This is a genomic window from Pseudarthrobacter sp. NIBRBAC000502771, from assembly GCF_006517215.1.
GTDB classification, from domain to species: domain Bacteria; phylum Actinomycetota; class Actinomycetes; order Actinomycetales; family Micrococcaceae; genus Arthrobacter; species Arthrobacter niigatensis.
The window spans coordinates 2,213,501-2,232,125 of the sequence record NZ_CP041187.1 but is presented as its reverse complement, the minus strand read 5'-3'; the positions used below and the strand labels follow the sequence as shown (position 1 = coordinate 2,232,125).

General features: G+C 67.2%; 21 protein-coding genes and 1 tRNA gene. 7 read left to right on the top strand and 15 right to left on the bottom strand.

Annotated elements, in window-relative coordinates:
* Positions 1 to 10: 10 nt before the first annotated feature.
* The 5 genes from NIBR502771_RS10455 to NIBR502771_RS10435 form a co-directional block, all read right to left on the bottom strand.
* Positions 11 to 781 (bottom strand): SDR family oxidoreductase, encoded by a 771-nt coding sequence (locus NIBR502771_RS10455; protein WP_141159702.1) that lies wholly within the window; start codon positions 779 to 781, stop codon positions 11 to 13.
* 25 nt (positions 782 to 806) lie between these two features.
* Positions 807 to 2,153 (bottom strand): MFS transporter, encoded by a 1,347-nt coding sequence (locus NIBR502771_RS10450; protein ID WP_141159701.1) that lies wholly within the window; start codon positions 2,151 to 2,153, stop codon positions 807 to 809.
* Entirely contained in the window at positions 2,150 to 2,656 is a 507-nt protein-coding gene (locus NIBR502771_RS10445; protein WP_141159700.1) for a helix-turn-helix domain-containing protein, read from the bottom strand. The genes NIBR502771_RS10450 and NIBR502771_RS10445 overlap by 4 nt, the downstream gene beginning before the upstream one ends.
* Positions 2,657 to 2,768: 112 nt before the next feature.
* Positions 2,769 to 3,932 (bottom strand): cystathionine gamma-synthase, encoded by a 1,164-nt coding sequence (locus NIBR502771_RS10440; RefSeq protein WP_141159699.1) that lies wholly within the window; start codon positions 3,930 to 3,932, stop codon positions 2,769 to 2,771.
* Positions 3,933 to 3,956: 24 nt separating this feature from the next.
* Complete coding sequence (locus NIBR502771_RS10435; RefSeq protein ID WP_141159698.1) at positions 3,957 to 5,342, bottom strand: cystathionine beta-synthase; 1,386 nt, start codon at positions 5,340 to 5,342, stop codon at positions 3,957 to 3,959.
* A gap of 62 nt (positions 5,343 to 5,404) precedes the next feature.
* Here NIBR502771_RS10435 and NIBR502771_RS10430 point away from each other — a divergent pair, with 62 nt between their 5' ends.
* Positions 5,405 to 6,589: an SLC13 family permease gene (locus tag NIBR502771_RS10430; protein ID WP_141161510.1), complete on the top strand. Its 1,185-nt coding sequence runs from the start codon at positions 5,405 to 5,407 to the stop codon at positions 6,587 to 6,589.
* Positions 6,590 to 6,602: 13 nt separating this feature from the next.
* On the opposite strand, the gene NIBR502771_RS10425 is transcribed toward NIBR502771_RS10430, so the two are convergent.
* Together NIBR502771_RS10425 and NIBR502771_RS10420 are read right to left on the bottom strand one after the other, a co-directional pair.
* On the bottom strand, positions 6,603 to 6,980 hold the full coding sequence (locus NIBR502771_RS10425) for a DUF1304 family protein (RefSeq protein WP_141159697.1): 378 nt from the start codon (positions 6,978 to 6,980) through the stop codon (positions 6,603 to 6,605).
* A gap of 33 nt (positions 6,981 to 7,013) precedes the next feature.
* Positions 7,014 to 7,409: a VOC family protein gene (locus tag NIBR502771_RS10420; RefSeq protein WP_141159696.1), complete on the bottom strand. Its 396-nt coding sequence runs from the start codon at positions 7,407 to 7,409 to the stop codon at positions 7,014 to 7,016.
* 154 nt (positions 7,410 to 7,563) lie between these two features.
* Between NIBR502771_RS10420 and NIBR502771_RS10415 the strand changes: the two genes are divergently transcribed.
* Both NIBR502771_RS10415 and NIBR502771_RS10410 read left to right on the top strand, forming a co-directional pair.
* Positions 7,564 to 8,550, top strand: coding sequence for a DNA-3-methyladenine glycosylase (locus NIBR502771_RS10415; RefSeq protein WP_141159695.1), 987 nt, complete (start codon positions 7,564 to 7,566; stop codon positions 8,548 to 8,550).
* A 143-nt stretch (positions 8,551 to 8,693) separates the two neighbouring features.
* Entirely contained in the window at positions 8,694 to 9,278 is a 585-nt protein-coding gene (locus NIBR502771_RS10410; RefSeq protein ID WP_141159694.1) for a hypothetical protein, read from the top strand.
* Here NIBR502771_RS10410 and NIBR502771_RS10405 read toward each other — a convergent pair.
* Positions 9,275 to 10,951 (bottom strand): AMP-binding protein, encoded by a 1,677-nt coding sequence (locus tag NIBR502771_RS10405; RefSeq protein WP_141159693.1) that lies wholly within the window; start codon positions 10,949 to 10,951, stop codon positions 9,275 to 9,277. The genes NIBR502771_RS10410 and NIBR502771_RS10405 overlap by 4 nt on opposite strands.
* A gap of 93 nt (positions 10,952 to 11,044) precedes the next feature.
* Between NIBR502771_RS10405 and NIBR502771_RS10400 the strand changes: the two genes are divergently transcribed.
* The gene (locus tag NIBR502771_RS10400; RefSeq protein ID WP_141159692.1) at positions 11,045 to 11,323 is read left to right on the top strand and encodes a putative quinol monooxygenase; all 279 of its coding nucleotides are present in this window, start codon (positions 11,045 to 11,047) and stop codon (positions 11,321 to 11,323) included.
* 64 nt (positions 11,324 to 11,387) lie between these two features.
* On the opposite strand, the gene NIBR502771_RS10395 is transcribed toward NIBR502771_RS10400, so the two are convergent.
* A complete protein-coding gene (locus tag NIBR502771_RS10395) occupies positions 11,388 to 11,822 on the bottom strand; it encodes a co-chaperone YbbN (protein ID WP_141159691.1) in 435 nt (144 codons plus the stop codon).
* 93 nt (positions 11,823 to 11,915) lie between these two features.
* Complete coding sequence (locus NIBR502771_RS10390; RefSeq protein WP_141159690.1) at positions 11,916 to 12,470, bottom strand: acyl-CoA thioesterase; 555 nt, start codon at positions 12,468 to 12,470, stop codon at positions 11,916 to 11,918.
* Positions 12,471 to 12,857: 387 nt separating this feature from the next.
* Between NIBR502771_RS10390 and NIBR502771_RS10385 the strand changes: the two genes are divergently transcribed.
* The gene (locus NIBR502771_RS10385) at positions 12,858 to 13,856 is read left to right on the top strand and encodes a LysM domain-containing protein (protein WP_141159689.1); all 999 of its coding nucleotides are present in this window, start codon (positions 12,858 to 12,860) and stop codon (positions 13,854 to 13,856) included.
* Positions 13,857 to 13,930: 74 nt separating this feature from the next.
* Here NIBR502771_RS10385 and NIBR502771_RS10380 read toward each other — a convergent pair whose 3' ends face one another.
* The 3 genes from NIBR502771_RS10380 to NIBR502771_RS10370 all read right to left on the bottom strand — a co-directional run bounded on the left by NIBR502771_RS10380 (position 13,931) and on the right by NIBR502771_RS10370 (position 15,046).
* Positions 13,931 to 14,356, bottom strand: a complete 426-nt coding sequence (locus NIBR502771_RS10380; protein WP_141159688.1) for a CBS domain-containing protein — start codon at positions 14,354 to 14,356, stop codon at positions 13,931 to 13,933.
* 191 nt (positions 14,357 to 14,547) lie between these two features.
* A tRNA-Tyr gene (locus NIBR502771_RS10375) sits at positions 14,548 to 14,629 on the bottom strand.
* 165 nt (positions 14,630 to 14,794) lie between these two features.
* Positions 14,795 to 15,046: a hypothetical protein gene (locus NIBR502771_RS10370; protein ID WP_141159687.1), complete on the bottom strand. Its 252-nt coding sequence runs from the start codon at positions 15,044 to 15,046 to the stop codon at positions 14,795 to 14,797.
* Positions 15,047 to 15,229: 183 nt separating this feature from the next.
* Between NIBR502771_RS10370 and NIBR502771_RS10365 the strand changes: the two genes are divergently transcribed.
* On the top strand, positions 15,230 to 15,721 hold the full coding sequence (locus NIBR502771_RS10365; protein ID WP_141159686.1) for a YajQ family cyclic di-GMP-binding protein: 492 nt from the start codon (positions 15,230 to 15,232) through the stop codon (positions 15,719 to 15,721).
* 165 nt (positions 15,722 to 15,886) lie between these two features.
* On the opposite strand, the gene htpX is transcribed toward NIBR502771_RS10365, so the two are convergent.
* Both htpX and NIBR502771_RS10355 read right to left on the bottom strand, forming a co-directional pair.
* The gene (htpX, locus tag NIBR502771_RS10360) at positions 15,887 to 16,753 is read right to left on the bottom strand and encodes a zinc metalloprotease HtpX (RefSeq protein ID WP_141159685.1); all 867 of its coding nucleotides are present in this window, start codon (positions 16,751 to 16,753) and stop codon (positions 15,887 to 15,889) included.
* A 28-nt stretch (positions 16,754 to 16,781) separates the two neighbouring features.
* Positions 16,782 to 18,053 (bottom strand): MFS transporter, encoded by a 1,272-nt coding sequence (locus NIBR502771_RS10355; protein WP_141159684.1) that lies wholly within the window; start codon positions 18,051 to 18,053, stop codon positions 16,782 to 16,784.
* A gap of 80 nt (positions 18,054 to 18,133) precedes the next feature.
* On the opposite strand from NIBR502771_RS10355, the gene NIBR502771_RS10350 reads away from it, so the two are divergent.
* Positions 18,134 to 18,619, top strand: coding sequence for a Fur family transcriptional regulator (locus NIBR502771_RS10350; RefSeq protein ID WP_141159683.1), 486 nt, complete (start codon positions 18,134 to 18,136; stop codon positions 18,617 to 18,619).
* Positions 18,620 to 18,625: the final 6 nt, after the last annotated feature.

The following is an 18,625-nucleotide window of genomic DNA, read 5'->3' as shown; positions in this document are numbered from 1 at the left end:
ACTGGGGTGGTCAGGCGGAGAAACCGCCGTCGGCCTTGACCAGCTGCCCGGACACCCAGCGGCCGGCGGGTGAAAGCAGGAAGGCCACGGTTCCGGCAACATCCGCGGGGGTGCCCAAACGGCCGCCCGGCTGCTGCGCCGTGAGCTCTTCACGAACTTCCGGGGTCATCCAGCCGGTATCCACCGGGCCAGGGTTGATGACGTTCGCCGAAATCCCCTGCGGACCCAGCTCGCGGGCGGCAGCAATCACGATCCTGTCCAGCGCCCCCTTCGAGGCTCCGTAGGGAAGGTTGAACGCTGTGTGGTCGCTGGTCAGCGCAACGATCGCGCCGCCGTCGTCCGTTGCCTGCCGCGCGAACGCGGCAATGAGCTGCCAGCTGGCGCGGGTGTTGACCGCGAAATGCCGGTCGAAGGACTCCACGGTGGTGTCCAGCACGCCGGAGTCAACCGACTCCGCGTGGCTGAGCACCAGGCCCTGCAGCGGTCCGGACAGCTGAACGGCCTCGGCCATGAGCCGGTCCGGGACGCCGGGATCCTGGAGGTCGGCGGACAGGACGTGGACCTTGGCGCCAATGGCTTCCAGCTCCGCGGTCAGCCGGACCACGTCTTCGGGTTCGCTCCCCCACGGCATTCGGGCGTCGTACTCGGCCCAGTAGGACAGGACCAGGTCCCAGCCGTCCGCCGCAAGCCGGCGGGCAATTCCCGCGCCGATGCCGGCCAGCCGGCCCACACCGGTGACCAGGGCAATGGGGCGGGCAGGGGCCGGCGCGAGGGGTTCCATCCGACCAGCCTAGCGGCGCCGCGATTCAGGCCGCGGCGGGCGCCGCGTCCCGCGGGCTGTGGTGCCGGCGGATGGTCGCGCTGATGACCGCCGCGATGGTGCACATCGCGGCCGCGCCGAACCAGGCGTAGGCGTAGTGCCCGGTCGCGTCACGGAGGGCTCCGGCGGCAATGGCGGCGGCTGCCGCGCCAAGCTGGTGCGCTGCAAAGACCCAGCCGAAGACCACGCTGCCGTCAGCTCCGAACGTTTCGCGGCAGATGGCTGCAGTGGGTGGAACGGTGGCCACCCAGTCCAGCCCGTAGATCACCACGAACACGATCATGCTGGGCTGGACCTCGGCATTCAGCAGCAGCGGAAGCACCAGCAGGCCGATCCCGCGGAACTGGTAGTAGACAGCCAGCAGGACGCGGGGGTTGAACCGGTCCGTCAGCCAGCCCGAGGCGATGGTCCCGATGATGTCAAAGATCCCGACGACGGCCAGCAGTCCCGCGGCAGTGGTTTCGGGCATGCCGTGGTCGTGCGCGGAGGGGATGAAGTGCGTGCCGATCAGGCCGTTGGTGGTTGCGCCGCAGATGGCGAACCCCGCCGCGAGGGCCCAGAAGGTCCTGACCTTGCTGGCGCGCCGGAGCACCTGCAGCGCACGGACGGCAGCGTTGGTGCGGGGGCCGCTGTCCGGCACTGGTGCGGCTTCTTTCGCCTCGACGTCCACCGGCGCAGCTCCATACGGCAGCACCCCGACGTCGGCCGGCGAGTTTTTGAGGAACTTCAGCACCAGCGGGACCACGGCCAGGGCGCCGGCGGCGATCAGCAGCGATGCCTGCCGCCAGCCGGGGTCCTGGGCGAGCATGGCGATGAAGGGCAGGAAGACCAGCTGTCCGGCGGCGCTGCCGGCAGTGAGGATGCCAATCACCAGCCCGCGGCTTTTGGTGAACCACGTGTTGGCGATGGTGGCGGCGAAGACCAGGGCCATGGAGCCCGTACCGAGCCCGATCAGCAGGCCCCAGGTCAGCAGGATCTGCCAGGACTGGTTTACCAGGACGGTCAGGGCGCTGCCCATGCCGATCAGGACCAGGGCGGTGGCCGTCACCGCCCGGATGCCGAAGCGTTCCATCAGGGCGGCCGCGAACGGGGCGGTCAGGCCGAAGAGGACCAGGTTGATGCTGACCGCAGAGGACAGGACCGTGGTGGACCAGCCAAACTCCTGCTGGAGCGGGACCATGAGGACGCCGGGTGCAGCCCGGAAGCCTGCCGCGCCCACCAGCGCCATGAACGCGACGGCGGCGACGATCCAGGCAGGATGCAGGCGGCGGCGCGGACCCCGCGGGGTGTGCAGCGAGGCCGTGTCCGCTGTTTCCCCGGGCAGGGCGCTCATGCGGCCGTTCCGTTCCCTGCTGCGGTGGACAGCCGGATGGGCTGTTCGGACCGGGAGCGGCTGTGCCAGCTAGTGTTCGCCGCGGTGAGCCGTTCTCCGCATTCGGTGCAGGTATCCGCCGAGCTGGTGGCTTTGCCGCAGCCTGAATGGATGACATACAGGTGCGCCTGGTCGGAGGGTGCGGGCAGGTGCTTTTCCGCCCAGAGCGTGACCGCGTTCAGGACCGGCAGCGCGTCTTCGCCCTTGGGGGTGAGGACGTACTCCTGGCGGGTGCGGCCGCCGTCGTCGTAAGCCTTCTTCTCGAGCAGGCCCGATGCCACCAGGCCTGCCAGCCGTTTGGTGAGCACCGAGTCCGCCACCTCCAGCCGGCACTTCATGGCGTCGAAGCGCCCGTTGCCGAAGAAGACCTCGCGGAGGACCAGGATGGACCAGGGGTCACCCAGGATGTCCAACCCGCGGGCCATGCTGCAGTTGCGTCGGGACCAGTCGGATCGAAGAGGCATACCCGGAACGCTAGCTGACTTTCTTCAAGAAAGCCATACCTTTCGGGAGATGCCGCTTAAGGGCAGTCCCGCACGTGAACGTCGCCGTTAACTGGCATCTCGCGGGGGTGGATTACGGGATATTCGAGAAGGCCTGGTCCAGGTCCGCGATCAGGTCTTCCTTGTCCTCAATGCCGCAGGACAGGCGCAGCAGGTTCACGGGAACGGCCAGTTCCGTGCCCTTGACCGAAGCGTGGGTCATTTCGGACGGGTAGTTCATGAGCGACTCGATGCCGCCGAGGGACTCCGCCAGGGTGAACACGGAGGTGGACTCGGCCACCTTGCGGGCAGCTGCCTCACCGCCCTTGAACTGGACGGAGACCATGCCGCCGAACTTGCGCATCTGCTTTTTGGCGAGCTCGTGGCCCGGGTGGTCCGGCAGGCCCGGGTACAGGACAGCCTCCACCTCGGGGCGCTCCAGCAGCCACTCGGCCACGGCCTGCCCGTTCTCGCTGTGCCGGTCCATCCGCACGCCCAGGGTCTTCAGGCCGCGGGTGGTGAGGAACGCATCCATGGGGCCGGACACCGCACCGACGGCGAACTGCACGAAGCCGATCTTCTCCGCCAGCTCCGCGTCCTTGACCACGACGGCCCCACCCACGACGTCGGAGTGGCCGCCGATGTACTTGGTGGTGGAGTGGACCACCACGTCGGCACCGAGGGCGAGCGGGTTCTGGAGGTAGGGGGACGCGAAGGTGTTGTCGACCACCAGGAGGGCCCCGGCGTCGTGCGCGATGTCGGCGAGCGCCACAATGTCGGTGATCTTCATCAGCGGGTTGGACGGCGTTTCCACCCACACGAACCGGGTCTTGTGCGCGGCCACCGCATGGCGGACCCGGTCAAGGTTGGCCATGTCCACCGGAGTGTTGCCGATCCCCCAGTCCCCCAGCACCCGGCTGATGAGCCGGTAGGTGCCGCCGTAGGCGTCGTTGCCCAGCACAATGTGGTCGCCGGGGCGGGTGAGCGCGCGGATGAGGGCGTCCTCCGCGGCGAGCCCGGAACTGAAGCTGTAGGCGTGGGTGCCCAGTTCCAGCGCCGCAAGCTGTTCCTGCAGCGCGTCCCGCGTGGGGTTGCCGCCGCGCCCGTATTCGTAGCCGCTGCGCAGGCCGCCGATGCCGTCCTGGGCGTAGGTGGAACTGAAGTGCAGAGGCGGAACCACCGCGCCGGTGCGGGGCTCGAAGGCCTGGCCGGCGTGGACGGCGCGGGTGTTGAAACCTTGGTTTCCAGAGGCAGTCATAATGCTCCTTTTGGGTAGCGCAGATCAGTTGCTGAGGTAGGCCAGCAGGTCGTGCCGGGTGAGGATGCCCACGGGGGCGCCCACGAACGTGACCATCAGGGTGTCCGCGTCCGAGAGCAGTTCCCGGGCCGCGGAGATGGTTTCCAGTGAGCCGATCACGGGAAGCTTGGGTCCCATGTGTTCGGAGATCTTGTCCGTCAGCTTCGCTTCGCCGCGGAACAGCTTGGCGGTCAGGGTGCGCTCATCCACGGCGCCCAGGACCTCACCCATGACCACGGGCGGTTCCTGTGAGAGGACCGGGATGTGGCTGACGCCGAACTCGTTCATGATGTTGATGACGTCGCGCACCGACTCGTTGGGGTGGATGTGCACCAGGTCCGGCAGTTCGCCGTTCTTGGATTTGATGACCTCCCCCACGGAGGTTTCCTCGCCGCCGGAGAGGAATCCGTAGGAGCGCATCCACTGGTCGTTGAAGATCTTGGCCAGGTAGCCGCGTCCGGAGTCGGGCAGGATGACCACGACGACGGCGCTCTCCGGCAGGTCCTTGGCCGCCTGCAGTGCAGCTACCACGGCCATGCCGGAGGAACCGCCCACCAGCAGGCCCTCCTCCCGCGCCAGGCGCCGGGTCATGGCAAACGAGTCAGCATCGGAGACCGCGATGACGTCGTCAGGGATGGTCTTGTCGTAATTCGCCGGCCACATGTCCTCCCCGACGCCCTCCACGAAGTACGGACGCCCGGTGCCGCCTGAGTAGACAGAACCTTCCGGGTCCGCGCCGATGATCCGGACCACCCCGCCGTCGGACTCCGGCCTGTCAGCCGAAACCTCCTTGAGGTACCGGCCGGTCCCGGTGATGGTGCCGCCGGTACCGGCGCCGATGACGCAGTGCGTGACCTTGCCCTCGGTGTCCCGCCAGATCTCCGGGCCAGTGGTCTTGTAGTGGCTGCCGGGCGCGGCAGGGTTGGAGAACTGGTCCGGCTTGAAGGCGCCCGGGGTCTCGCGGGTGATCCGGTCCGAGACGCCGTAGTAGCTTTGCGGGCTGTCCGGTGGAACGGAGGTGGGCGTGACCACCACTTCGGCGCCGTAGGCCTGCAGCACGGCACGCTTGTCCTCGCCTACCTTGTCCGGGACCACGAAGACGCACTTGTAGCCCTTTTGCTGCGCCACCAGGGCCAGGCCAACGCCGGTGTTGCCGGACGTCGGCTCCACGATCGTGCCGCCCGGCTTCAGCTTGCCCTCGCGTTCGGCGTCCTCGATCATCTGCGCCGCGATGCGGTCCTTGATGGACCCGCCGGGATTCAGGTACTCCAGTTTGACCAGGACGGTGGCTTTGATCCCGTCGGTCACGTGGTTCAGTTTGATGAGCGGCGTATTGCCGATGAGGTCCAGGATGGACTGGGCGTACTTCATAGATACAAAGCTACCGCTTCCTGCAGGCCGTTCCCCGCTCGGGATGCGAGGATAGCCCGGTGATGCAGTTCGCATGGCTGAAAGCCACCCGCAGCTACCTGCTGCCCGGCGCAACCCTGGCGGCAGGCCTGGCCACCCTCGCCGTCGGTGCCCTCCCCCTCACGGCCTTCGGCGAACTGGCCGGACGCACCATTCCCATCCTGGCTTTCGTGCTGGCCATGTCCCTGGTGACCGAACTGGTGGACGAGGCAGGACTTTTCCGGGTGGTGACGGACCGCTTGGCCGCCCTGGGCAAGGGCCGCGTTTTCACCCTGTGGCTGCTGGTGGTGGCAGTGGCCACGGTGGCCACCGTGTTCCTGTCCCTGGACACCACCGCGGTGCTGGTGACACCCGTGGTTGTCCTCCTAGCCGTCCACGCCCGGATCCCTCCACTGCCGTTCGCGCTGACCAGCATCTGGCTGGCCAATACCGCTTCCCTGCTGCTGCCGGTGTCCAACCTGACCAACCTCCTGGCGCAGGACCGGTTGGGCCTGAGCCCGTGGCGCTTCGCGGGGCTGGTGTGGGCTCCGGCCCTGGTTGGCCTGCTGGTCCCGCTTGCCCTGCTGCGGCTGGCGTTCCGGCGGGACCTGCGCGGAACCTACGGTCCCCAGCCTGCCCGTCCTGTCCGCGACCGGACCCTGCTGAAAGCCGCGGGGATCACGCTGGTGGTCCTGCTGCCCGCGCTGGTGTCCGGACTGCCGGTCCAGTACCCGGCACTGGCCGCCGCCGCCGTCCTGGTGGCGGTCTTCCTCCGGCGCCGGCCCTCGGCCCTGCGGTGGTCCATGGTGCCCTGGCGGCCGCTGATGCTGACGGTTGGGCTGTTCATGCTGATGGAGGCCCTGCACGCGCACGGCCTCACCACCCTGCTGGCGGGGGTGGCCGGGACCGGGGACAGCCTGCCTGCCCTCCTGCAGCTGGCCGGCCTGGGCGCCGGGGCGGCGAACGCGGCCAACAACCTTCCCGCCTACCTGGCCCTGGAACCGGTGGCGGGGTCGCCCGCCAGGCTCGCCGCACTGCTGATCGGGGTCAACCTGGGACCGCTGGTGACGCCGTGGGCGTCGCTGGCCACCCTGCTGTGGCATGAGCGGCTCCGGGTATTGAACGTGCCCATCAGGTGGGGCGGGTTCGCAGCGGCGGGACTGGTGGCGTTGGTCCTGACTGTGCCGCTCGCGGTGCTGGCACTGTGGGCCGTGTCCGGGATGCCCTGAGCAAGGGCACGGCTTATCCCACGAACATCAGCCAGAGGATTACGGCAGGGAGGAACGCCTGGCCGATGCCGCTGATCCACAGCCGGGGTTCACTGATGATCAGCACGACGCCGAGGATGGCGTGGGCAATGGACATCATGGCCACGATGGTTCGGCCCACCGTGACCTGGCCGGCATTGGCGAGGACCACCCCGGATATCCCGAACAAACCCCAGACGATGTTGTAGAACCCCACGTTGATGGTCCAAAGGCGCACCGCTGAAGTATCTTCCGGCCTGATCAGGAAGATGGGATGGAGGCGCTGGTCCGTGTACCGGAAAGCTTCCAGCAGGCCCACAGTGATAAGGGTTATCCCGGTGATGACTGCAAGCACCTGGATGACCGTACTCAAGGGCGCGTCCTGCTGCCCGGGCGCGGGCGCATGCTATGCGCCGCCCTCGTTTCCGGGAAGGTTCTCCCACAGGCCCAACACATTGCCCTCGGGATCCTTGAAGTAGGCCGTGAAGCCCATGCCGGGAACTTCGTTCTTGGGTATCAGGACCGAACCGCCGGATTCCTCGACGGACTTCAGTGTTGAGTCGATATCCGGCACATCGATGGTGATGACCGGGCTGGTGATCTGTCCTTCGCGGGCCATCATCCCGCCGTTGATGGCCCCTGGCGTTGTTGACTGGCCGGCGTCGTCCATGTCCGTGGTGATGACCATGCTGTAATCCATGCCCGGCACCGGTTCGATCCGCCAGCCCAAGGCCTCCTGGTAGAACTTCCTTGCCCTCATCTGGTCGTCCGCGGGAATCTCGAAATGCACTACTCCGCCCATGGTTGCCCTCCGTGTCCTTCTGGTTCTCTGTCGATTCGGTGCCTGGTGCGCCAGACGCCGGGGTGCCACCCGCGGTGATCTTAATCCGGGGCCAGGAAGCGCAGAAGGGCCGATGGTCCCGCCACTGTCGGCGGTCCGTGGGACGATGGAAGACATGACGATCGCAGAGGCACCTCCCCGGCTGGCAGCCGCGGCGGACGTGTCCCTGCGGTGGTATCCGGATGGTCCCTACAGTCTTTCCCGGACCCTGGGGCCGCTCCTGCGCGGCAACAGCGATCCCTCCTTCTGCGTCCAGGGTGACGTGATCTGGAATGCGTTTACGACGCCGGAGGGCCCGGCGACCATCCGGCTCGCCTCCGCGGGCGGCGGCGCCGCAGGCACCCCGCTGGTGGACATCCAGGCGTGGGGGCCGGGCGCCGACGCAGCCGTGAAGGCGGCACCCCGGCTGCTGGGTGCCGACGACGACTGGCAGGGTTTCGACGAACCGGCCTTCCATTCGACACTGCCACGCATGGTGCAGGAGGCCCGCCGCCGCGCCCTGGCGGTCCGGCTGCCGGCAAGCGGGCGGATGGTGGACCAGCTGGTGCCGATCATCCTCGAACAAAAGGTGACGGTCATCGAGGCGCGGCGCGGCTACCGCTACCTGGTGCACCGCTACGGGACTCCGGCGCCGCGGGCCGGGATGTCCACGCCGGCCGGGCTGGTGGTGGCGCCGACGGCGGCGCAGTGGCTGCAGGTTCCCAGCTGGGAGTGGCACAAGGCAGGGGTGGGTCCCCAGCGTTCGGCCACTGTCATGCGTGCGCTGCGCTCCGCCGTCGCGCTTGAACGCCTGGCCGTGCTGCCTGCGCTGGTGGCGGGGGAAAAGATGCAGGTCATTCCGGGCATCGGAGCCTGGACGGCCGCCGAGGTGGTCCAGCGCACCCACGGCTGCCCGGACTCCATTTCGGTGGGTGACTACCATCTGGCGGCGTATGTGGGGGCGGCACTGACCGGACGCAGGACCGACGACGCCGGGATGCTCAAGCTGCTGGAGCCTTGGCGGGGACACCGGCAGCGCGTGGTCCGGATGATCCAGAGCACCGGCTTCCGCAAGCCCACCTTTGGCCCGCGGATGACCATCCAGGACCACCGGGGGCACTGAACAACGCGGCGCTTCCGGCCGGTTGAAACCGCTTGATTTCCGCGCCAGAGGGTACGGAGCCGGTATGGGGCGCCCCGCCGGGTGCCATCCCCGTCCGGTTGGACGGCACCAGGCTGGCAGGCACCGTCGACCGAAAGGATCCCATGAGCTCCGAACCAGGCAGCACCAATCCCAACCCCGAGGCTGTGCCCGGAACGTCCCAGGATCCCGCCGTCCTGGATCCGGACGCCCAGGATCCGGGCGCCGAGGAGAAGCTCAGGCTGCAGCTGGCCATCTTCGACGTGTCGCGGGACGCCGAAGGCAGGAGCCTGGAAGAGATCCGGGACATGCTGCTTTCAGCCTTTGCCGCCCGCGGCGTGGCCCCGCCTCCGGGCACCTGGGTGGAGTCCGTGGCGTCGTCGGCGTTTTACGGTGAGCCCTACATCATCGACTACCCCACGGCCATTGCCGCGGACAACCTGGAACCGGCCCCGAACCCGGAGGTCCGCGAGCGGCTCGCCGCCCGGCGGGAACTGCGCGAGGTGCAGCTCCCACCCGGAATCTTTCCCTCCCAGGAGGAGTGGGATATCCCGGCCAACGAGGTCACCGGCGCGGCCAGCACCCGCATGCTCTCCCCGGCGGGGTGGGAGGGCAGGGCGGTCCTGGCCGTGGCGGCGCTGGCAGCGGTGGCCGTCGCGGCAGTCGCGGCTATCCGGGCCGGCACCGGCCGCCGCCGCAGGGATGCCTAGAGCCCCAGCCGGGCCACCGCTTCCTCGCGCATCTGGACTTTGCGGATCTTCCCGGAGACCGTCATGGGGAAGCTCTCCCGGACCTCCACGTACCGGGGTATCTTGTAGTGCGCCAGACGCCCCCGGCAAAACTCTGCCAGGGAGGCGGCGTCAAGGGGCCCGGCACCCGGTTTGAGGATGATGCAGGCCATCAGCTCCTCACCGTACCGGGTGTCCGGGACCCCGATGACCTGGACGTCCTGGATGTCCGGGTGGGTGTAGAGGAATTCCTCGATCTCGCGGGGGTAGATATTCTCGCCGCCCCGGATCACCATGTCCTTGATCCGGCCTTCCACCACCACATAGCCGTCGTCGTCCATGCGGGCCAGGTCCCCGGTGTGCATCCAGCCCTCCGCGTCGATGGCTTCGGCGGTCTTGTCCGGCTGGTTCCAGTATCCGGCCATGACGGCGTAGCCGCGGGTGCAGAGTTCGCCGATCTGCCCGCGTTCCAGGTCTTCCCCGGTGGCAGGATCCACGATCTTGCTCTCCAGTTGCGGCATGGTGCGGCCCACGGTCTCGGTGCGCTGCTGCAGCGTGTCGCCCTGGCGCGTCATGGTGGACACCGGCGAGGTCTCCGTCATGCCGTAGCAGATGGCCACGTCCACCATGTTCATCTCCGCGATAACCCGGTTCATTACCTCGATGGGACACAGTGAGCCCGCCATGACCCCGGTGCGGAGCGTGGAGAGATCGTACGAACCGAAATCGGGGAGCGCGAGCTCGGCGATGAACATGGTGGGCACGCCGTACAGGGAAGTCCCCTCGAAGTCCTGGACGGCCTCGAGCGCGGCGGCGGGCGAGAAGCCACGGCCCGGAATGATGGTCGCGGCACCGTGGCTGAGCGCATTCAGGTTGCCGATCACCATCCCGAAGCAGTGGTAGAAGGGCACCGGGATGACCACGCGGTCACGCTCCGTGTAGCCCAGCAGTTCACCGATCGCGAAGCCGTTGTTCAGGATGTTGTGGTGGGTCAGCGTGGCGCCCTTGGGGAAGCCTGTGGTGCCGGAGGTGTACTGCAGGTTGATGGGATCGTGCGGGCTGAGTTCGGCCATGCGGGCCAACAGGCGCGAGTGCCCGACGGCGTCGGCACGCTTGAGCAGCTCGCCGTAGGTCAGCTCCGCATCGCCTTCCGGGCTGCCGGCCGTCAGCGCATCCAGGCCGTGGTCCGGAAGGAAGACGAGCTCCCGCAGGTCCGGGCAGGTGAGGAGGGCCTGGCGGCCCATGGCCACGTAATCGCTGTTGGTGTCCGACGGCGCCGTGACCAGCGTGCGCATGCCGTTCTGCTTGACCACGAATTCGAGTTCATGGCTGCGGTAGGCCGGGTTGACGTTGACCAGGATGGCGCCAATCTTGGCGGTGGCGTACTGCAGCAGCGTCCATTCGGCGCAGTTGGGGCTCCAGATGCCCACCCTCTCCCCCTTGGCGACGCCCAGGGCGAGGAGCGCGCGGGCCAGCCGGTCGACGTCGTCGTTCATCTTGGTATAGCTCCAGCGGCGGGCATCGCCGCCAGGCACCGGGGCGGCCTCGATCAGGGCGTCGTGGAGGGGAAACTGCGCGGCGACGCGCTCAAAGTTCGCGCCAATGGTTTCCTCCAGGAGCGGGACGTCAGTGTCCCCGGCTGTGTAAGCACGCATGATGGCACGCTACCAACAGGATCCCGGCAGGAGAAGCAGGCCGGCACCGCAACACTGCCGGTTCGTTCCCGGGCGCCCGGTATTGTGAAATCCATGAGTGCACCCATTGACCTGATAGCAACGTTCATCCCCAACGACGGCGAATTCCACCGCGTCAAGCTGGCCCTGGAAATCGCCATCGACGAGGTGGTGAAGGAGCCAGGCTGCATCCGGTACGAACTGACCGAAGCCACCGAGGAGAAGCTTGTCCTGACCGAGCAGTGGGCCTCCCAGGAGGACCTGGACAGGCACTCCAAGGGCATCGCGGTGCAGGACCTGAACGAATCGCTGAGCGCCCTGCTGGCCGAACCGGTCAAGGTGGAACGCGTCTAGCGCAACCGGTTAAACGCAGAATGCGGGACCTCCGGAGGTCCCGCATTCTGCGTTTAACCGGGTCTTAGAAGTCGGGGATCTGGGTGCCGTCCTGCGGTCCGCCCTGGCCGGCAGGCTTGCCCGCCGCGGCTGCCGCTTCCTCGCGCTGCTTGGCCACATGGGCGTGGACTTCTTCCATGTCCAGCGCCTTCACGGCGTCAACCACCTGTTCCAGCTGCTGGGCGTTCAGCGCACCCGGCTGGGAGAACACCAGCACTTTTTCGCGGAAGGCCATCAGTGTGGGGATGGAGGTAATGCCTGCCTCCGCCGCGAGCTGCTGCTCCGCTTCGGTGTCCACCTTGGTGAAGAGGACGTCCGGGTGCTTCTCGGAAACGGTGGAGTAGGTGGGCCCGAACTGCTTGCAGGGACCGCACCATTCTGCCCAGAAATCGACCAGGACAATGTCGTTTCCTTCGATCGTCGATGCGAACTGTTCACCTGTGATGTCAAGGGTAGCCATGTGTCTACGCTACGCGCCCGGGACTGCCCGTGTCGCGGATGTTCGCTCCCCGCGTCATCGGGAATACCGGGCGGACGACGCCGGCCGGCCGGGTCAGGCGGTGGCATCCCACAGGTGCGGGGCGGGGGTGCGGCTGCCGGGGAGGGCGCTGGAGGCGCGCCATTCGTGGATCCATTCGGGGAGGACCAGGTCCTCCGGCGGGGTGCCGAACTCCGCGAGGATGTCGTCCTGGCTGACCGGACCGCCCTTGGTGACCAGCCGGGTGGCGATGTAGGCACGGGCGTAAATCTCGCCGTCGGCCACCATCCTCTGCTCGAAGAAGATCGCCTTGGTGTCCAGCCCGATGATGCGGGTCTCGATGGCGTACTCCTGCCACAGCTGCAGCGACTTGCGGAAGGAGATGGTTTCCGCGGACACCACCGGGCTCCAGCCGCGGCGGCGCATCCGCTTCCAGACGCCGCTGCGCACCATGAGGTCGAACCGGCCCAGGTCCATCAGGGACAGGTACATGCCGTTGTTGACGTGCATGGCGATGTCGATGTCCGTCGGCAGGACGCGCAGGGGCAGGGACGCCGGGTCCCACACCGCTAACTGCGGACGGCGGCCGGAGCGGAAGAGCAGGAGGAGGGTTCTCAGGAGCAGGTGCATGTTCCCATGTTACCCGCGGGTAACATTTTCCGGCAGGGCCCCCGCCAGCAAGTATCCAGGCTCCTGGCGTCGAGTAGCAGTCCCGGTCCGGGCGAGTAGCGGGCCTTGAAAGTCGGGTAATCCCTACTGGTGCCCGGCCGTTGGCATGCTTCCTAGACTCGGGATTCCTAGGACCAAACATGCACTGGCAGGTCCGCCGGGTGGCTTCCGGCCGTTCCTGCCTTCACGCGGAGCTCCGCATCTTCTGGGTGTGCGGATGACTCCATACTGCGCCGCCATTGGCTCCGGCAGCCGCCGGAGCCGGCGGTGCACTGGCATCTCGATCCGTCCAATGTCCTGGCGCGCACCGCATCGCCACGGCTTGGACCGAAACCTGATGGGCAACCCATGAAACAGCCAACAATCCCCTCCCCCGACAACGCGAGCAGAAGCTTCGCCACCGACGAACCGCGGACCGACCTCACCACCGGCCGCCCGGCCATCAGCAACAAGCTATGGGCCGGCATGGCCACCGCGGCGGTGGTGGCCGCAGTGGGCGTCGGCGCACTTGCAGCACCACCGGTGTCCCTTGACGGGAGCACGACGGCGGCGGCCCAGGTGGCGGAGGCCGCCCCACCACCGCCCAGCGCCGAACCAAGTGACGCGGCCGGGCCCGGTGCCGCAGCAGTGCCCGCAGCCGCGGCACAGCCGGAAGCACCCGCGGCAGAGGCGCCCCCTGCCCCGCCAGTGGAACCTGTTGCCGCTCCGGTCCCGGCGCCTGAGCCGGCCCCCGCACCCGAACCTGCGGGTGACCCCAACCTGTACACGGTGGTCCCGGGAGACACCGTGGGCGCGATCGCGGCCGCCCATGGCGTGGACATGAATGCCATGCTGGCCGCCAACGGATTGGGTGCCTTCAGCATCATCTTCCCGGGCCAGACGCTTCTGTTGACGGGGCCGCCTGTCGCCGTCGCCGAGCCCGCACCTGCTCCGGCTCCCGCGGCCCCCGCCGCCGCCGCAGCACCGGCGGCTGCACCGGCACCCGCCCCGGCTCCCGTCGTCGTGCCGGCTGCTCCTGCCGTCCGGACCATCTATGTAGCGGGTTCGGGTGGCCAGTCCATGGTGGACGCGTGCATCGGGCCGATCCACTACACCCCCAATGATGGCTTCTCGCTGTTCATCACCGAGCACGATTTCTGCGGCGGGTGGGCCCGGTTCTCGGGCATCGGCGTGGGTGAGGCGGTAAGCATCCCGGGTTATGGAACGTACACGGTGACCGGGCGAGGCACGGTCCCGAATCCCGGAACCACCAACGACGTCATCGCGGTCTTCGGCGGCTTCCCCAGGGCCATCCTGCAGACCTGCATTCCGGGAACCAGCACGATGCTCCTGATCGCGCTGAACTGAAACCCCCGAATTCATAAGCTTGTCCGCGGATCCGAACCTTGAAGGCCCGGATCCGCGGACAAGGGCATCATGCGCTACACGGTGTGGCGTTCTGAGATGTGCTCCACCAGTTCACCCACGCGCTGTTCGGAGTAGTTGCGGGCAATATCGCCCTGGCTGATGATGCCCACCAGTTTGTGGTCCGAGATCACCGGGAGCCTGCGGATCCGGTGCTCCTCCATCATGCCGATGGCTTCATCGATGTTGGCATCGGCATCCACGCAGTATGGCTTGCCGGAGGCCAGGTCGCGGGCCATCATCTGTCCGGGGTCGCGGCCGGCGGCGACGCATTTGAGCACAATGTCGCGGTCGGTGATCATGCCCTTCAACTTGCCGTCGTCACCGCAGATGGGAAGCGCCCCGCAGTCGAGGTCCTTCATCATGCGGGCCGCGTCCACAAGGGACTCGTTTTCCCTGATACATCGCGCATCAGTGGTCATGAATTCACGTACGGCACTCACTGAATCCTCCTTCATCGATGGGAAATATCGACGCAGGGCATCGGGGGGGCACATGCGCCGATGCTGCCAGATTACGCCCGCACCACCATGGTGTCGACGGCGCAGCGACGCCCTGCCGGAAGGCTCCGCGGTGGATCCAGGGCAACGAAAAAGCCTCCGGAACCTGATGGTTCCGGAGGCTTTTCCTTGGGTGGCAGATGAGGGATTCGAACCCCCGTAGGCGTTGCCAGCTGATTTACAGTCAGCCCCCTTTGGCCGCTCGGGTAATCTGCCGAACTTCAAAAGAAGTACCCGCCGATGCAGTGTTCGGAAGGAACGTTTCCGGCCCTTTCCGCTTCAGTAACCGCGGGCAAGACAACTTTACAGAACTTCCGGCGAAGAATCGAATCGGGGGCGCCACCGCCGCAAAACCGGCAAAACGGCGCGGAATTCCAGCCCTCAGCCCTCCCCCAGGATCCGTCCTGCCAGCTTGGCTTCGAAGCTCAGGGCCTGCTCCTCAGTGATCTGGTTCAGCTGCACGGCCCGCTGCAGGTCTGCCCGCACGCCATCCATCCGGGACGAGGCGTCGGCCACGGGGCTGAAGACAATTGAAGCCGCCACGGCAGCGGCCGCCACCGAAGACGCCGCCGCTGCCACCGCCCCTGCTGCTGTCGTAGTGCGGGTAACGTATCGGGCGGCTTTGCGGTGCATGGTGTTCCCTTCAACTGCGGTCCATCTGCTCCAACTCTCGCCAGCCCGCCTTCGTTCCCCCGGTGCGTCCGCTGAGAGGGAACTGTGAATGGGCCGCCCCCACCGGCCCGGGCATCCGTATTAGGCTGGATGCCAGTGATCCAGGCCCTGTATCCGCGGGGCTCCCATCAACAAAGGAGAGTCATGGCAGGCGAGTCAACGTTCGACGTCGTAAGCAAAGTGGACAAGCAGGAAGTGGCCAACGCGCTCAACCAGTCCCAGAAGGAAATCGCCCAGCGCTATGACTTCAAGGGCGTTGGCGCCGAGATCGACTTCAGCGGCGAGAAGATCCTGATGAAGGCCAATTCGGAAGAGCGCGTGAAGGCCGTCCTGGACGTCTTCCAGTCCAAGCTGATCAAGCGCGGCATCTCACTGAAGTCCCTGGACGAGGGGGAACCCTACGCCTCGGGCAAGGAGTACCGTCTGGAGGCCTCCATCAAGGAAGGTATTGCCCAGGACCTGGCCAAGAAGATCAACAAGCTCATCCGCGACGAAGGGCCCAAGTCGGTCAAGTCGCAGATCCAGGGCGACGAACTGCGCGTGTCCTCCAAGTCCCGCGACGACCTGCAGGCCACCATGGCCCTGCTGAAGGACTTCGAGGAAGCCGACCTGCAGTTTGTGAACTTCCGCAGCTAGCCCTTCCCGCCGTCGTTCCCGACGCGCAACCAGTTGGACGACACGCAAAAAGGCTGGCGCACCCCGGATTCGGGGCGCGCCAGCCTTTTTGCGCGTCACAGGTGACCAGGCGCGTCGGCAGAGCAGGTGCGCGTCGCCACGCGGGGTCCGACGGCGGGTTCCCGGCTACAGCTGGCGGCCCGCCATCCGCTCCAGCCGGGCAATCCGGTCCCGCATGGGCGGGTGGGTGGCGAACAGCTTGTTCATGGCGCCGCCACGGAAGGGGTTGGCGATCATCAGGTGCGAGGCGTTGACCAGCCGCTGGTCCTGCGGCAGCGGGGCAATGCCGACGCCGCGCTCAATCTTGGCCAGGGCTGAGGCGAGCGCCAGCGGATCCCCCGTGAGCTGTGAACCGTCCTCGTCGGCGTCGTACTCCCTGGTTCGCGAGATGGCCATCTGGATCAGCGAGGCAGCAAAGGGCGCCAGCAGTGCCATGGCGATCATGGCCAGCGGGTTGGCGTTGCGCCGGTCACCGCCGCCGAAGAACAGGAGCATCTGCCCCACCGACGTGATGACGCCGGCGACGGCTGCGGCCACGGACGAGGTGAGGATGTCGCGGTTATACACGTGCATCAGCTCGTGGCCCAGGACGCCGCGGAGTTCGCGGGCATTGAGGAGCTGAAGGATGCCCTCGGTGCAGCAAACGGCGGCATTCTGCGGGTTGCGTCCGGTGGCGAAGGCGTTGGGGTTCATGGTGGGCGAGACGTAGATCCGCGGCATGGGCTGGTTGGCACGCGTGGAGAGCTCGCGGACAATCTGGTACAGTTGCGGCGCCTGGGCTTCGGTCACCGGGAAGGCCTGCATGGAGCGGATGGCGATCTTGTCGCTGTTCCAGTACCCGTAGAACGTGGTGCCGACGCCGACCAGGGCCATGATCCAGATGGGCGCCGAACTGCGGGTCCCTACACCGATCAGTCCGCCCAGGCCCAACAGCACCGCCCACAGCACGCCGAACAGTGCCGCGGTCTTCAGGCCATTGTGATGGTTGTGCACGTTTCCTCCTTGCTTAAGGAACGGCTTGCTAGGGCACCGGGTTCCGGGCATCGTACTTCCGGAAGCCGGGCTGCAGTTTCGCCGCCAGCCACGCCCCCGCGATGCACAGCACACCGCCAACCAACAGGACCCAGCCCTCATTCAGAAGCTTAGTCGCGCCGCCGGCCAGCAGGTCCCCGATCCGCGGGCCGCCGGCCACCACCACAATGAACACGCCCTGAAGGCGTCCGCGCAGGTGGTCGGGCGCCGCGGCCTGGAGGATGGTGTTGCGGAAGACGCTGCTGATGGAGTCGGCGATCCCGGCCAGGGCACAGCAGATGGCAGCCGGCAGCAACCAGAGCGTGGCGCCGGCGCCCGGCGCCCGGCCGGCCAACAGAACCACCAGCCCGAACGCGCCGATGGACGCGCCCCACCCCATCACGGAGATGACGACGGCGGTCCCCTGGCGGCGCACGCTGCCCAGCGGGCCGGAGAACAGGCCCGCCAGGAAGGCCCCGACGGCGGTGCAGGCCAGCAGGATGCCCACGGTGGCCTCGCCGCCGCCGATCATAAGGGCGGCAACGGCGGGCAGGAGGGCCCGCGGCTGGGCAAGGATCATGGCCACGAGGTCGATGATGAAGGTCATCCGGAGGTTGGGCCGCGTTCCCAGGAAGCGGAATCCTTCAATCACGGAACGGATTCCTACTTTGCTGCGGGTACCTGCCGGCGGCATCGGCGGCAGCCGGTAGACAGCCCACAGGACGAACGCGAAGCTGGCGAAGTCGATGGTGTAGGTCCAGCCGAACCCCAGCCACGCCACCAGGACGCCGGCCAGCAGCGGCCCGGCGGTCATGGCAAGGCCAAGCGACAGCATGCTCAGGGCGTTGGCGGCCGGCAGGAGTTCCTTGCGGATGAGCATGGGGATGATGGCGCTCCGCGCCGGCTGGTTGATGGCCTGGGCCCCGCTTTGCAGCGCCACCAGCAGGTACAGGACCCACACGTTGCCCAGCTGCACCCAGGCCTGCAGCGCGATCAGGCCGGTGGTCAGCCAGAGCACGGTGGTGGCCAGCAGGGCAATGCGCCTGCGGTCGTGGGCGTCGGCAATGGAGCCGCCCATGAGTCCACCGAAAACCAGGGGAACCAGCGCGAACATGCCGAGGAGGCCCACATAGAAGCTGTCCTGCGTCAGGCGGTATACCTCGAGGCTTACGGCCACCAGGGTGAGTTGGCTGCCGACGGCGGACACTGCCGATCCCAGCCACAGCCGGCGGAATGCGGGGCTTTCCCTGAGCGGCGTGACATCGGCAAGTAATTTCCCCACTCCGTAACAGTAATGGCCGACACGGCCAGGTTAGCCGCACCTTATTGTGAGTTGCTCAAAATAAGTGTTTCAATGGAGCCATGACGGAGCACTTTGACGGCCAGGACGCGTGGGCTGCAGCCCTGCGCGCCCACGGACGCAGGGTGACCAAGCAGCGGCTGGCTGTCCTGGCCGCCGTCGAACGCCACCCCCACTCACCTGCCGAAAGCATCCTTGCCGCCGCCCGGGCCGAGCTGCCCGAACTGACGGCCCAGTCCGTCTACGTTGTCCTCGGCGACCTGACGGACCTCCACATGCTGCGCCGGTTCGAGCCGCCGCACTCCCCCGCCCTGTATGAGACGCGCGTGGGGGACAACCACCACCACGCCATCTGCATCAGCTGCGGCCGCGTGGAGGATGTGGACTGCGCCGTCGGCCATGCCCCCTGCCTCACGCCGCACTGGAACCCGGACGCCAAGCCGATGACCATCCAGATCGCGGACGTCATGTACCAAGGCATCTGCCAGGAATGCCAGCAGGCCCAACAGCTTCCTCCCCACAGTCCCTCGCAAGAAAAAGAGAAATAGGAGAAC